At 72.2% G+C, this 13,551-nt stretch carries 11 protein-coding genes; 9 read left to right on the forward strand and 2 right to left on the reverse strand.

Annotated elements, in window-relative coordinates; all coding sequences use genetic code 11:
- Positions 1-6 precede the first annotated feature (6 nt).
- Positions 7-1,008: a class I SAM-dependent methyltransferase gene (locus IE277_RS01555; protein ID WP_189947718.1), complete on the reverse strand. Its 1,002-nt coding sequence runs from the start codon at positions 1,006-1,008 to the stop codon at positions 7-9.
- A gap of 133 nt (positions 1,009-1,141) precedes the next feature.
- On the opposite strand from IE277_RS01555, the gene cobT reads away from it, so the two are divergent.
- From cobT to IE277_RS01570, 3 genes are all read left to right on the forward strand, one after another.
- Positions 1,142-2,239 (forward strand): nicotinate-nucleotide--dimethylbenzimidazole phosphoribosyltransferase, encoded by a 1,098-nt coding sequence (cobT, locus tag IE277_RS01560; protein ID WP_189947719.1) that lies wholly within the window; start codon positions 1,142-1,144, stop codon positions 2,237-2,239.
- A 107-nt stretch (positions 2,240-2,346) separates the two neighbouring features.
- On the forward strand, positions 2,347-4,143 hold the full coding sequence (locus tag IE277_RS01565; RefSeq protein ID WP_229880442.1) for a phosphatidylglycerol lysyltransferase domain-containing protein: 1,797 nt from the start codon (positions 2,347-2,349) through the stop codon (positions 4,141-4,143).
- A 10-nt stretch (positions 4,144-4,153) separates the two neighbouring features.
- On the forward strand, positions 4,154-4,918 hold the full coding sequence (locus IE277_RS01570; protein WP_189947720.1) for a hypothetical protein: 765 nt from the start codon (positions 4,154-4,156) through the stop codon (positions 4,916-4,918).
- Here the strand turns inward: IE277_RS01570 and IE277_RS01575 are convergent.
- Positions 4,858-5,622, reverse strand: a complete 765-nt coding sequence (locus tag IE277_RS01575; protein ID WP_189947721.1) for a hypothetical protein — start codon at positions 5,620-5,622, stop codon at positions 4,858-4,860. The two genes, IE277_RS01570 and IE277_RS01575, sit on opposite strands and share 61 nt — an antisense overlap.
- Positions 5,623-5,682: 60 nt before the next feature.
- Here IE277_RS01575 and IE277_RS01580 point away from each other — a divergent pair, with 60 nt between their 5' ends.
- The 6 genes from IE277_RS01580 (at position 5,683) to IE277_RS01605 (ending at position 13,357) form a co-directional block, all read left to right on the forward strand.
- Complete coding sequence (locus IE277_RS01580; protein WP_189947722.1) at positions 5,683-6,468, forward strand: adenosylcobinamide-GDP ribazoletransferase; 786 nt, start codon at positions 5,683-5,685, stop codon at positions 6,466-6,468.
- A gap of 77 nt (positions 6,469-6,545) precedes the next feature.
- Positions 6,546-7,154, forward strand: coding sequence for an RDD family protein (locus tag IE277_RS01585; RefSeq protein WP_229880444.1), 609 nt, complete (start codon positions 6,546-6,548; stop codon positions 7,152-7,154).
- Positions 7,155-7,428: 274 nt separating this feature from the next.
- The gene (locus IE277_RS01590; protein ID WP_189947723.1) at positions 7,429-8,970 is read left to right on the forward strand and encodes a leucyl aminopeptidase; all 1,542 of its coding nucleotides are present in this window, start codon (positions 7,429-7,431) and stop codon (positions 8,968-8,970) included.
- 291 nt (positions 8,971-9,261) lie between these two features.
- Entirely contained in the window at positions 9,262-10,650 is a 1,389-nt protein-coding gene (gene lpdA / locus IE277_RS01595; RefSeq protein WP_067313693.1) for a dihydrolipoyl dehydrogenase, read from the forward strand.
- A gap of 61 nt (positions 10,651-10,711) precedes the next feature.
- Positions 10,712-12,499 carry a 2-oxoglutarate dehydrogenase, E2 component, dihydrolipoamide succinyltransferase gene (gene sucB, locus IE277_RS01600; RefSeq protein ID WP_189947725.1) on the forward strand — a complete coding sequence of 596 codons (1,788 nt, stop codon included), beginning with the start codon at positions 10,712-10,714 and terminating at the stop codon, positions 12,497-12,499.
- Between the two features lie 234 nt (positions 12,500-12,733).
- Positions 12,734-13,357: a GntR family transcriptional regulator gene (locus IE277_RS01605; protein WP_189947726.1), complete on the forward strand. Its 624-nt coding sequence runs from the start codon at positions 12,734-12,736 to the stop codon at positions 13,355-13,357.
- Positions 13,358-13,551 lie beyond the last annotated feature (194 nt).

Raw genomic sequence — 13,551 nt, forward strand, 5'->3', positions numbered from 1 at the left:
CGTACGTCACCTGGGGGGCTTGCGGGCCACGATCCGGTACGTGTTGGAGAAGTGGGTGTGGCGGAGCAGCGGGGCCAGGAGGTAGTCGATCGCGGCTGCCGCGGCCAGCAAGGGGGCGGTGGTGAAGCGCAGGACGGCGTGGGGGGCCGAGAACAGGGCGATGGCGCCTGAGAGGTCGTAGGGGATATGGGGCGCGCTGCGGTCTGTGACGAGGATCCTGCAGCCCTGGGCCTCCAGTTCGGCGTGGAGGTTGGCCAGCGGGAGCAGGTGCAGGTGGCGGGGCTGGCCGTACGGGAGCCACCATCTGCCGAGCAGCGCGGCGAACCCGCAGTGGGGGTCGGCGACTTCGATGACCAGGTGGCCGCCGGGGCGCAGGACCGTCAGGGCCGCGCGGAGTTCGGCGCGCGGGTCGGGCGTGTGCTCAAGATGGCGGAACATGCTGACCACGTCGTAGCGGCCACGCAGCCGGGCCGTCGTGCCGGGGGTGGTGAGATAGCCGCGGTGGGCCTCCTCGACCCGCTCCTCCAGCTGCGCCTGCTGCACCCGGGCCGTCCAGTCCAGGCCGTCGAAGCTCGTGTACGGGAAGAACTCCTTGGCCGCCTCGGGGAAACGGGCGTGGCCCGTGCCCACGTCCAGCCAGCTCTCCGGTTCGGCCAGCGCGGACAGCTTGCGGGCGGTGGCGCGGTGTCGGCGCTGGACGTCGTCGGCGGGCGTCAGGCGGCCGGCGAACTCCTCCAGGTGCCGTTCGTAGAAGTCCCGGTGGTAGAAGGCGACCCCTTCCGCCGTGAGCCGGGGGTTCTGGAAGACATGGCCGCAGTCCCGGCACTGGTCGAGTACGAAGCGGCCCGGCCGGTGCCGCAGGGGGTCGCCCGCCCGTACCCGGGGGCGCAGCCGCGCGGAGCCGCACCAGGGGCAGTCCGCGCGGCGCGGTTCCAGGAACGGGTCGCGGGACCGTTGGGGGTTCTTCTTCCGGGGGCTGGTCCTGGCGGTGGCGGGCGAGGTCGACATGCGCGGCTCCCTGAGCGACATTTCGCTACAAAACGGAACGTATGGGATCCGGATCCCGGGTGCAATGACGTCGTGGTGTCGTGGTGACCGTGTGGCGCGGAAGCGTTCGTTGTCTGCCGGTACTGTTCGGCGAATGAGCAGGCTTAATCTGGACGACTTCACCGATCTGATCGAGCGCCCGGACGGGGGCGTGCGCCGTGACGCCGAGGCCCTGCGGGAGCGCCAGATCGTGCCGGCCGGGGCACTGGGCCGCCTCGACGAGCTGGGCGAGTGGCTGGCCGCCGCGCAGAGCGCCGTACCGGTACGGCCCATCGAGCGGCCCCGGGTGATCCTCTTCGCCGGCGACCACGGCGTCGCCGGGCTGGGCGTCTCGGCGCGGCCCGCGGGCGGTGCGGAGCAGCTGGTGCGGGCGGTACTGGAGGGCGCGAGCCCGGTGTCCGTGCTCGCCCGGCGCCAGGAGGTGCCCGTACGGATCGTGGACATGGCCCTGGACTGCGCCCCGGACGCCTTCCCCGAGGACGTCGTGCGGCACCGGGTGCGGCGCGGCAGCGGCCGTATCGACATCGAGGACGCGCTCACCCTGGACGAGGCCGAGGCGGCGCTGCGCGCGGGCGTCGCGATCGCCGACGAGGAGGCCGACTCGGGTACGGACCTGGTGGTGCTCGGTGACATCAGCGTGGGCGGGACCACGGCGGCGGCCGTGCTGATCGCTGCGCTGTGCGGGACCGACGCGTCGGTGGTGACCGGGCGGGGCGGGCTCGCGATCGACGATCTGGCGTGGATGCGCAAGTGCGCGGCGATCCGGGACGCGCTCAGGCGGGCGCGGCCGGTGCTCGGCGACCAGTTGCAGCTGCTGGCGACCGTGGGCGGGGCGGATCTCGCGGCGATGACCGGGTTCCTGCTGCAGTGCGCGGTGCGGAAGCTGCCGGTGATCCTGGACGGTGTGGTGGCCGCCGCGTGCGCGCTGGTCGGGCAGCGGATCGCCTTCCGGGCGCCGGACTGGTGGCTGGCCGGACACGACAGCGGGGAGCCGGGACAGGCGAAGGCGCTGGACCGGATGGCCCTGGAACCGCTGCTGGCGCAGGGCGTGAGGATCGGCGAGGGCGCGGGGGCCCTGCTCGCGCTGCCCCTGGTGCGCAGCGCGGCCGCGCTGGCCGCGGAGCTGCCGGAGCTGCCGAAGGAGCCGGAGGAGCCCGAGGGCGGGAAAGAGCCGGAAGACACCCTGGAGTAGCCGGGTTTCGGCCGGTTCGGCAGCTGCGGCCGCTACCCCCGGGGCGTAGGGGAACCCCCGGCGGAAAAGTGCGGTTCGCCAGGGCGGCGCCCATATGATCCTGACCCATGGGAGATGCCCGAAATGCCGTGCCGCAGCAAGCCGAACCGGGACGCCCGGGCGAGGAGGGGCGGCGGTCCACCGGGGCTTCCCGGCGGGCCGCCGCCTTCGCTGTCTGGTATCTGCGGACCGTCGCCTTCATCAACTTCCTCAGCGCGGTCTGGGTCTCGCTCGGCCAGGACGTGCGCCGGCACAACCAGGACGACTTCTTCACGCCCTACCTGCTGACGGCCGGCTTCGCCTCGGGTGTGTTCACCGCGTTCCTGGCGATCACCATGCGGCGCAGAAAGCGGGCCGCCTGGATCCTCAACCTCGTACTCAGCGGGGCCTTCCTCGCCCTGTTCGCGTTCGCCATGGTCTTCCCCGAGCTGCGGCGCTACCCGCAGAACTGGATCTCGCTGGGGCTCACGGCCGCGTTCGTCGGCACGCTGCTCATGGGGCGCCGCGAGTTCTACGCCAAGGGCGACCGGTCCAACCCGCGGCTCGCGGCGGCGGCCGCGGCCGGCGGCGGGCTGGTCGCGAGCCTGCTGGCCGCGCTGCTGGTGACGGTCACCAACCAGGCGCCGGACGCGGCCCGTTCGACGCTCCTGGAGCGCTGGCACTACGGCAATCTGCGGCTGGTCTCGGTGGCGGCCGACGAGTCCAGCTTCCCGGGGATCGAGCCTCCGAACTGGGCCAACGTCATCATCAACGTGCTCAGTACGCTGCTCGTCCTCGCCGTGTTCTACGCCGCGTTCCGCTCCCGGCGCGCCGTCGACCCGCTCACCCAGGAAGACGAGAAGCGGCTGCGGGCCCTGCTGGAGCGGCACGGCGAACGGGACTCGCTGGGCTACTTCGCGCTGCGCCGCGAGAAGAGCGTGGTGTGGTCGCCGACCGGGAAGGCGGCCGTCGCCTACCGGGTGGTCGGCGGGGTGAGCCTCGCGTCCGGGGATCCGCTCGGCGATCCGGAGGCCTGGCCGGGCGCGATCGTGCCGTGGCTGGCCGAGGCGCGGGCGCACGGGTGGATCCCGGCGGTGATGGGGGCGAGCGAGGAGGCGGGGACGATCTATGCCCGGCACGGCCTCGACGCCCTGGAACTCGGCGACGAGGCGATCGTGGAGGTCGCCGACTTCACGCTGGAGGGCCGGGCGATGCGGACGGTCCGGCAGGCGTACAACCGGGTGAAGCGGGCCGGGTACCAGGTGCGGATCCGGCGTCATGAGGACATCCCTGCCGAGGAGATGGCGTATCTCGTCGAGCGCGCGGACGACTGGCGGGACGGGGCGACCGAGCGCGGCTTCAGCATGGCGCTCGGCCGGCTCGCGGAGCCGGAGGACGGGCGGTGCGTGATGCTGGAGTGCACGGACGCCGAGGGGCGGCTGCGCGCCCTGCTGTCGTTCGTGCCGTGGGGGCCGCACGGGCTGTCGCTGGATCTGATGCGCCGCGACCGGGACTCCGACAACGGGCTGATGGAGTTCATGGTCATCGAACTGCTGCGCAGGGCCGACGAGATCGAGATCACCCAGGTGTCACTCAACTTCGCGATGTTCCGTTCGGTCTTCGAACGTGGCGCACGTCTCGGCGCCGGACCGGTGCTGAGGCTGTGGCGGTCGCTGCTCAGCTTCTTCTCCCGGTGGTGGCAGATCGAGTCGCTGTACCGCGCCAACGCCAAGTACCGGCCCATCTGGGAGCCGCGGTTCCTGCTCTTCGAGAAGAGCGCGGACCTGCTGCGCATCGGCCTCGCCTCGGCCCGCGCGGAAGGCTTCCTGGAGGCGCCGGGACTGCCGAAGTGGCTGCACCGCAGACACCTGGACACGCACCGATGAGGAACGCCTGATGAGAACCCTCGCCCGCTGGGCCCGTGAGGAGTGGGGGCTGCTGTACGTCACCGTGCGGGAGTCCCTGCTGAAGCGGCATCTGCGGGCGATCCCGATGACGCTGGCGGCGGTGTGTCTGACGGCCCTGCTCCAGTGGGTGCAGAACCAGCAGTGGGGCTATCAGTTCGTGCAGAACATGGGCGCCGTACGGGCCGAGGACCCGCTGTGGCTGGCCCTGTTGCGCACCCCGCTGTCCCTGTTCGTGCCGGCGCTGGACCTTCCGGTGTGGGGCGCGCTGGTGCAGATCCTGCTGGTGTTCGGGATCGCGGAGGCGTGCATCGGCTGGTGGCGGACGCTGGTCATCGCCTACGTCGCCACGCTCGCCGGGACGCTGTACGCGCGCGTCGGCATCTCGCTCGGCGCGCATGCCCCGTTCGGGCTGCCGTGGACGGACGCGGAGGTGGTGGACACCGGTCCGTCGGCGGCCGTGGTGGGCCTCGCGGTGTACGTGGCCTGGCGGTACGGCGCCTATGTGACGGCGGGTGCGGTGACCGTGGCCATGGTGGCCGAGGTGCTGGTCAAGGAGAACCTGGCGGGCAAGGAGCATCTGGCCGCGCTGATGGCGGTCGGGCTGCTGTGTCTGGCGGTGGCGGTGAAGCACCGCCGGGGGCGCGGGCTGCGGCTCCGGCTGCGCCGTTCGTACGGCCGTCTGGTGCGGCGTGGTCAGCGGCGGTCGGGCAACCGGACCGGGCGCGGGTCGGGCTTGCCGCCGATAAGGTCCTGAAGGACGCGGCGCGGCCGGTCCCAGCGGCGGTCGTGGTGGTAGGCGCGCAGGGCGGCCTTGGCGCGGGCGCGGGGGCGGTGGCCGTAGAAGCGGCGGGCCCACGGGGAGCCGGGGCGGGCCAGCCGGACGGCGCCGACGAGTGCGACCAGCGGCACGATCGCCCCGAACACCGCGATGCGCGCCTTGCCCTTGCCCAGGGCGACGAGCGCGAAGAGGAAGTTCATGGCGATGGTGGTGAGGGCGCCGCCGCGGTCCTGCAGTTCCTGCCGGCTCAGGTCGTTGACGCCGAACGGCGAGAACCCGGCGAGCAGCAGCCCGACGAGTGCGGCGGTGACCACGACGACCTCGACGCTCTTGCGGCCCTCGTCGCTCCAGTAGACGTCGTCGAGATGCAGGATGAGCGCGAACTCGTCCAGCACCAGACCGGCTCCCGTCCCGAACAGGACGGCGGCGATGGCGCCGCCCGCGCCGTGCCGGTCGCTGGCGACCGCGCCGAATCCGCCGATCACGGTGAGGACGACCCCGGGCACGACATGGTGGATGTGCAGGCCGCCCGCCTTGACGTTGCCGAACGGCCCCTTGCCGGCCCGGATCAGGCGGGTGATCACCCGGGTGACGACGAAGGTGAACACGAAGGCGGTGAGGGCGAGCAGCAGCGGGAGCTTGCCCGGTTCGACGATGTTCCGTTCCCACCAGTGCCCCATATGCGCACCTTATCCTCGGGTGCGGCGAGCGGCTCCGCGACCGCCGGGTAACCTTCGCCGGTGCCCAACTCCTCCCCCTCCGACGGCCTCCGCTTCGCCTTCGGCACCCTGACCGTGCTGCCCGTCACGGTGCACCGCTGGGACCGGCCGGCCGCCCGCGGCGGGATGCTGAACGCCCCCGTGGCCGGGCTGGTCGTCGGCGTCTGCGCGGCCGGACTCGGGCTTCTCCTTCTCCTCCTGGGCGCCGGCCCCCTGCTCGCCGCCGTCGCCTCCGTCGCCGTACCCGCGGCGCTCACCCGCGGGCTGCACCTGGACGGGCTCGCCGACACCGCCGACGGGCTGGGCAGCGGCAAGCCCGCACAGGACGCGCTGCGGATCATGAAGCAGTCGGACATCGGCCCGTTCGGCGTCCTCACCCTCGTCCTGACGCTCCTGGCCCAGGTGGCCGTGCTGGCACAGCTGTACGGCGACTCCTGGGCCCGGGGCGCCATGGCGGCCGTGACCTCGGCGGTCACGGCCCGCCTCGCCCTCACGCTGGCCGCCCGCGCCGATGTCCCGGCCGCCCGTCCGGAGGGCCTCGGCGCGGCGGTCGCCGGGGTGGTCCCGCTGCCGGGCGCCCTGGCGGGCGCGGCCGCCGTCACCCTGGCCGCGGCGGCCGGCGGCTCGGCCTTCGGCGCGTACGGCGCCGTGCGCGCCGCGCTCGCGGTGCTGCTCGCGCTCGGCACGGCCGAACTCCTGCTCCGCCGTTGCGTGCGCCGGTTCGGCGGGGTGACGGGCGATGTCTTCGGGGCGCTGGAGGAGACGGCGGCGACGGCCACGCTCGTGGTCCTGGCCTGCGGACGTTAGTTCCGGGCGGCGGCCCGCGGCCGTTAGGATCTTCGCCCGTACACGGACAAGACAGTTGTGATTCGGGGGAAGATTCCGTGCTGACACTACGCCGTACCCTGGCCTGGTTCATCGACTTCGCGCTGGTGGGGGTGGCGGCCGCCCTGCTGGCGATCCTCACCTTCCACAGAATCGGCGCGCTGGTGACCGACGTGCCCTCGCTGGCCGCGAAGGGCGGCCTCGACCTGCTGACCTCGCGCGGTGATGTCATCGGCGCCTCGGAGCACCTCGGCCGGTCCCTGTGGGACGAGATCGTGCTGGACGTCGAGGAGGCCTTCGGCGCGCTCGTCGTCCTCACGTTCCTCTACCAGTGGGCCTGCCTCACCCTGCTCGGCCGCACCCTCGGCAAGGGCGTACTCGGCCTGCAGGTCACCCCGCGGCTGTCCCGGCCCGCCCTGCGCCGGGCCGCCGTCACCGCCGCCGCCGATGTCGCGGTGTACGCGCTGGCCTGTGTGCTGCTGATCGAGGGCCAGTTCGCGCTGTCGGTGCTGGTGTGGGCCGTCGCGGTGGTGCTGTTCCTGGCCAACGCGCTGACCGTGTTCTTCCCCGGCCGCCGCTCCCTCGCCGACCGGCTGGCCGGCACCTGTGTCGTGGGCGTGTTCCAGCGGGCGGAGGCCGGCCCGACGGCCGGCCTGCCCCGGGGCTGAGCACCGGCGCGCCCTTCGGACGGGCGCGCCGACTATGGCTCGTTCGCCGGTGCGCGGGAGGCGGAAATGGCCATGACGCCACGCACAGGTGAACGCCCGTAGGAATGAGCGAGGGCGCGCACGCGCGTAGTCTCGTCCCGGGTGTTCGCCGACAGGGTGAAGGCCCCGGTTGCCACCTGTGCCCAGGTATGGACCTAAGGTCGGCTCTCGGGCCCGGTCGACCCACCCCACTTCGGCCACAGCAACTTCACACCGGAAGCGAGAACTCACCACCGTGACTGCTCTGACTCTCAGCACCGCAGCGGCGCCCGGCCTGCGGGCCGACGCGATCGTGATCGGTGTCGCCAAGGGCGCCAAGGGACCCGTCGTGGCGCCGGGCGCCGAGGCCGTGGACAAGGCGTACGACGGCAAGCTCGCCGGCGTCCTGGGGACCCTCGGTGCCTCGGGGGCCGAGGGCGAGCTGACCAAGCTGCCCGCACCCGCCGGCTTCAAGGCCCCGATCGTCGTGGCGGTCGGCCTCGGCGCGGAGCCCGACGCCAAGAGCGAGGAGGGCGAGGGCTACGACGCCGAGGCGCTGCGCAAGGCCGCCGGCGTGGCCGCCCGGGCGCTCGCCGGCTCGAAGAAGGCGGCGTTCGCGCTGCCGGTCGACGGCCCGGGTGCCATCGGCGCGATCGGCGAGGGCGTCCTGCTCGGCGCGTACGCCTTCGACGCCTACAAGGAGACGTCGAACGGCTCCGCCAAGGCGAAGAACGGCAAGGCGCCGCTGGCCGAGGCCGCGCTGCTCGGCGGCAAGCCGCGCGACGCCGCCCACAAGGGCGCGCTCGCCCGCGCGGTCACGGTCGGCGAGGAGCTGAACCGCGCCCGCGACCTGATCAACACCCCGCCGAACGACCTCGACCCGGAGGCGTTCGCCGCGGTCGCCCAGGCCGCGGCCAAGGAGCACGGCATCAAGGTGCAGGTGCTCGACGAGAAGGCCCTGGCCAAGGGCGGCTACGGCGGCATCCTCGGGGTCGGCGTCGGCTCCGCGGCCACCCCACGCCTGGTGAAGCTGTCGTACACCCACCCGAAGGCGGAGAAGCACCTCGCCTTCGTCGGCAAGGGCATCACCTACGACTCGGGCGGCATCTCGCTGAAGCCGGCCGGCCACAACGAGACGATGAAGTGCGACATGAGCGGTGCCGCCGCCGTGTTCGCCGCGGTCGTCGCCGCCGCGCGCCTCGGTCTGGAGGTCCGTGTCACCGGCTGGCTGGCGCTGGCCGAGAACATGCCGTCCGGCACCGCCGTGCGCCCGGGTGATGTGCTGCGTATGTACAGCGGCAAGACGGTGGAGGTGCTCAACACCGACGCCGAGGGCCGGCTGGTGCTCGCCGACGCGCTGTGGGCGGCCTCGCAGGACAAGCCGGACGCGATCGTGGACGTCGCGACGCTCACCGGCGCGATGATGCTGGCGCTCGGCAGCCGGACCTTCGGTGTCATGAGCAACGACGACGCGTTCCGCTCCACGGTGCACGAGGCGGCGGAGGAGGTCGGCGAGCCGGCCTGGCCGATGCCGCTGCCGGAGCACCTGCGCAAGGGCATGGAGTCCCAGGTCGCCGACATCGCGAACATGGGCGAGCGGATGGGCGGCGGGCTGGTCGCCGGTCTCTTCCTGCGCGAGTTCGTGGGCGAGGGGATCACCTGGGCGCACCTCGACATCGCCGGCCCGGCGTTCAATGAGGGCGGGCCGTTCGGTTACACCCCCAAGGGAGGCACGGGTTCCGCTGTACGGACGCTGGTGCGGCTGGCGGAGCTGACCGCCTCCGGCGACCTGGGCTGACGTTCGCCTCTTCACTCGGGTCGCACCGGTTGTGTGGCGACTGCGGGGGCGTGGGGGCTGGTCGCGCAGTTCCCCGCGCCCCTTCAGGTCGGCTGCTCCCCCGCTTGTTTCCAGTGGACGTGGGGTGTCTCACACCCCGGCCCGGCGTCTCGTACGCCTCGAACAAGTGCAAAGATGGAGCCCGGCAGGACAGGGCCCCCACCGAAGGGCCGAAGCATCAAGCGGCCGGACACCAGCCGCCTGCCGGTCATCGACGACCGGCCTACGGCGCACATGCATGGAGGACGTGACGTGGCGAACGACGCCAGCACCGTTTTCGACCTAGTGATCCTCGGCGGTGGTAGCGGTGGTTACGCCGCGGCCCTGCGCGGGGCGCAGCTGGGCCTGGACGTCGCCCTGATCGAGAAGGACAAGGTCGGCGGCACCTGCCTGCACCGGGGTTGCATCCCCACCAAGGCCCTGCTGCACGCGGGCGAGATCGCCGACCAGGCCCGCGAGAGCGAGCAGTTCGGTGTCAAGGCCACCTTCGAGGGCATCGACGTCCCGGCCGTCCACAAGTACAAGGACGGCGTCATCGCCGGCCTGTACAAGGGCCTGCAGGGTCTGATCGCGTCCCGCAAGGTGACGTACATCGAGGGTGAGGGCCGGCTGTCCTCCCCCACCTCCGTCGACGTCAACGGCCAGCGCGTCCAGGGCCGCCACGTCCTGCTGGCGACCGGCTCCGTGCCGAAGTCGCTGCCGGGCCTGGAGATCGACGGCAACCGCATCATCTCCTCCGACCACGCCCTCGTCCTGGACCGCGTGCCGAAGTCCGCGATCATCCTGGGCGGCGGTGTCATCGGCGTCGAGTTCGCCTCGGCGTGGAAGTCCTTCGGCTCGGACGTCACGGTCATCGAGGGCCTCAAGCACCTCGTCCCGGTCGAGGACGAGAACTCCTCGAAGCTTCTTGAGCGCGCGTTCCGCAAGCGCGGCATCAAGTTCAACCTGGGCACCTTCTTCCAGAAGGCCGAGTACACCCAGGACGGTGTGAAGGTCACCCTCGCGGACGGCAAGGAGTTCGAGGCCGAGGTCCTCCTCGTCGCCGTCGGCCGCGGCCCGGTCTCGCAGGGCCTGGGCTACGAGGAGCAGGGCGTCGCCATGGACCGCGGCTACGTCCTCGCCGACGAGTACATGCGCACCAACGTCCCGACCATCTCCGCCGTCGGTGACCTCGTCCCGACCCTCCAGCTCGCGCACGTCGGCTTCGCCGAGGGCATCCTGGTGGCGGAGCGTCTGGCCGGTCTGAAGGTCGTTCCGATCGACTACGACGGTGTCCCGCGGGTGACCTACTGCCACCCGGAGGTCGCCTCCGTCGGTATCACCGAGGCCAAGGCCAAGGAGATCTACGGCGCGGACAAGGTCGTCGCTCTGAAGTACAACCTGGCGGGCAACGGCAAGAGCAAGATCCTGAACACCGCGGGCGAGATCAAGCTCGTCCAGGTGAAGGACGGTGCCGTGGTCGGCGTCCACATGGTCGGCGACCGCATGGGTGAGCAGGTCGGCGAAGCCCAGCTGATCTACAACTGGGAGGCGCTGCCGGCCGAGGTGGCCCAGCTCATCCACGCCCACCCGACGCAGAACGAGGCGATGGGCGAGGCGCACCTGGCGCTCGCCGGCAAGCCGCTGCACTCCCACGACTGAGCCTTCGGTCAACGGGCGCGACGACACAGACTTCCGCAATTCGTAAGGAGCAACCGAAACCATGGCGGTTTCCGTAACCCTTCCGGCGCTCGGTGAGAGCGTCACCGAGGGCACTGTCACCCGCTGGCTGAAGGCCGAGGGCGAGCGCGTCGAGGCCGACGAGCCGCTGCTCGAGGTCTCGACCGACAAGGTCGACACCGAGATCCCCTCGCCCGCCTCCGGCGTGCTGGCCTCCATCAAGGTCGCCGAGGACGAGACCGTCGAGGTCGGCGCCGAGCTGGCCGTGATCGACGACGGCACCGGCGCCCCCGCGGCCGCCCCGGCCCCCGCCGCCGCCGAGGCTCCGGCTCCGGCCGCTGCCCAGGCCCCGGCCCCGGTCGCCGAGGCCCCCGCGGCTCCGGCCCCCGCTGCCGCCCCCGCCGCCCCGGCCGGTGGCGCCACCGGCACGGACGTGGTCCTGCCCGCGCTCGGTGAGTCCGTCACCGAGGGCACCGTCACCCGCTGGCTGAAGTCGGTCGGCGACTCCGTCGAGGCCGACGAGCCGCTGCTCGAGGTCTCCACGGACAAGGTCGACACCGAGATCCCGGCGCCCGCCTCCGGCGTGCTCCTGGAGATCGTGGTCGCCGAGGACGAGACCGCCGAGGTCGGCGCCAAGCTCGCCGTCATCGGCGCCCCGGGTGCCGCCCCGGCCGCCGCTCCGGCTCCGGCCGCCCCGGCCCCCGCCGCTGCCCCGGCCCCGGCCCCGGCTCCGGCTGCCCCGGCCCCGGTCGCCCCCGCCGCTCCGGCTCCGGCCCCCGCCCCGCCCGTCGCCGCCCCGGCCACGGTCGCCCCCGCGGCTCCGGCGCCCGCCCCGGCTCCGGCTCCGGTCGTGCCGGCCACCGCGCCGACCTCCCCGACCGCCACCCAGGCGACCGACGAGGGCGCCTACGTCACCCCGCTGGTGCGCAAGCTCGCCGCCGAGAACGGCGTCGACCTGGCCACCGTCAAGGGCACCGGCGTCGGCGGCCGGATCCGCAAGCAGGACGTCATCGCCGCCGCCGAGGCCGCGAAGGCCGCTGCCCCGGCTCCGGCCGCGGCCGCTCCGGCTGCCGCCGCCGCGAAGAAGGCCCCGGCGCTGGAGGCCTCCCCGCTGCGCGGCCAGACCGTCAAGATGCCCCGCATCCGCAAGGTCATCGGCGACAACATGGTCAAGGCGCTGCACGAGCAGGCCCAGCTGTCGTCGGTCGTCGAGGTCGACGTCACCCGGCTGATGAAGCTGCGCGCCAAGGCCAAGGACGGCTTCGCGGCCCGTGAGGGCGTCAAGCTCTCCCCGATGCCGTTCTTCGTCAAGGCCGCCGCGCAGGCGCTGAAGGCCCACCCGGTCATCAACGCCAAGATCAACGAGGCCGAGGGCACGATCACCTACTTCGACTCCGAGAACATCGGAATCGCGGTGGACTCGGAGAAGGGCCTGATGACCCCGGTCATCAAGGGCGCGGGCGACCTGAACATCGCCGGCATCGCCAAGGCCACGGCCGACCTGGCCGGCAAGGTCCGCGCCAACAAGATCACCCCGGACGAGCTGTCCGGCGCGACCTTCACCATCTCCAACACCGGTTCGCGTGGTGCCCTGTTCGACACGATCATCGTGCCGCCGGGCCAGGTCGCGATCCTCGGCATCGGTGCCACGGTCAAGCGTCCGGCCGTCATCGAGACCGAGGAGGGCACGGTCATCGGCGTCCGCGACATGACCTACCTGACCCTCTCCTACGACCACCGTCTGGTCGACGGCGCCGACGCGGCCCGTTACCTGACCGCGGTCAAGGCGATCCTGGAGGCGGGCGAGTTCGAGGTCGAGCTCGGCCTCTGACCCGACGGCCTACGGGCCGAGGATCGAAACGAAGTCGAGCTGGACCTGTAGTCCTCCTCAGGTCCGCTGCCTGTGCGGCACCCCGTCCGGAGCTTTCCGGGCGGGGTGTTCGTGTTTGTCGGCACACGTTGCGTGTAAGCCTTGTCTCACCTGCGCAAAAGCACCCCGCACACCGCATCCCCGGAGCGAACCCGCCGTATTGTCTAAACGTCAGCCCTCCCGAAGGAGCCCTCAATGACCGCGCCCGTCGTCCACTCGCTGCGCGAACAGATCCGCGAGCACATCGTGGAGGGGATCGTCAGCGGGCGCTGGCAGCCGGGCGAGCGCATCGTGGAGCGCCGTATCGCCACCGAGCTGGAGGTCAGCCAGACCCCGGTCCGGGAGGCCCTGCGCGAGTTGGAGTCCCTCCGCCTGATCGAGTCCGCGCCGAACAAGGGCGTCCGGGTCCGCAATCTGACCGCGGCGGACCTGGAGGAGAGCTACCCGGTGCGGGCCGGCCTGGAGGCCATCGCGGCGGAGCTGGCGGCCGACCGCCTCGCCGAGGACTGCTCGGCCCTGGAACCGCATGTCCTGGCCCTGTACGAGGCCGACCGCGAGGCCGACGGCACGGCGCAGGTCCGCCACACGGTGGGCTTCCACCGCGAACTCGTGCGCGCCGCGCGCAACTCGGTTCTCCTGCACACCTGGGAAGGGCTCGGCATCGAGGTCTTCACGGCCCTGTCCATCCGCTGGCTGGGCACGGTCCAGCAGTCGTACGCGGAGGAGCACGAGGAGCTGGTGGCCGCCTTCAAGCGGCGCGACCCCCGCATCGCCGAGATCGTGAAGGCCCACGTCCTGGGCTGCGCGCCGCGCCCTTAGCGCGCTCTGGCACTGGCGAGCAGAGCCACGCTCAAACGTGGCTCGACCTGCGAAAACGCCGCCCAGGAGCGACACTCGGTGCCCCTGGTGGAGGCACCCCGTGCCGACTTTCTCGTAATCAAGAGGTTTTGCCCCTCAACCCTTTGATCGATCATCGATCAGGGAGTTACAGTCGCCGACGGACTTCCACCGAA

The sequence above is a fragment of the Streptomyces alanosinicus genome (genome assembly GCF_014650595.1).
Lineage (GTDB): Bacteria > Actinomycetota > Actinomycetes > Streptomycetales > Streptomycetaceae > Streptomyces > Streptomyces alanosinicus.

Bases quoted from the DNA above. Each gene is read 5' to 3' on its own strand.
- IE277_RS01555 (WP_189947718.1), bottom strand. From the start codon at position 1,008: ATGTCGACCTCGCCCGCCACCGCCAGGACCAGCCCCCGGAAGAAGAAC.
- cobT (WP_189947719.1), top strand. From the start codon at position 1,142: ATGAGCAGGCTTAATCTGGACGACTTCACCGATCTGATCGAGCGCCCG.
- IE277_RS01565 (WP_229880442.1), top strand. From the start codon at position 2,347: ATGGGAGATGCCCGAAATGCCGTGCCGCAGCAAGCCGAACCGGGACGC.
- IE277_RS01570 (WP_189947720.1), top strand. From the start codon at position 4,154: ATGAGAACCCTCGCCCGCTGGGCCCGTGAGGAGTGGGGGCTGCTGTAC.
- IE277_RS01575 (WP_189947721.1), bottom strand. From the start codon at position 5,622: ATGGGGCACTGGTGGGAACGGAACATCGTCGAACCGGGCAAGCTCCCG.
- sucB (WP_189947725.1), top strand. From the start codon at position 10,712: ATGGCGGTTTCCGTAACCCTTCCGGCGCTCGGTGAGAGCGTCACCGAG.
- IE277_RS01605 (WP_189947726.1), top strand. From the start codon at position 12,734: ATGACCGCGCCCGTCGTCCACTCGCTGCGCGAACAGATCCGCGAGCAC.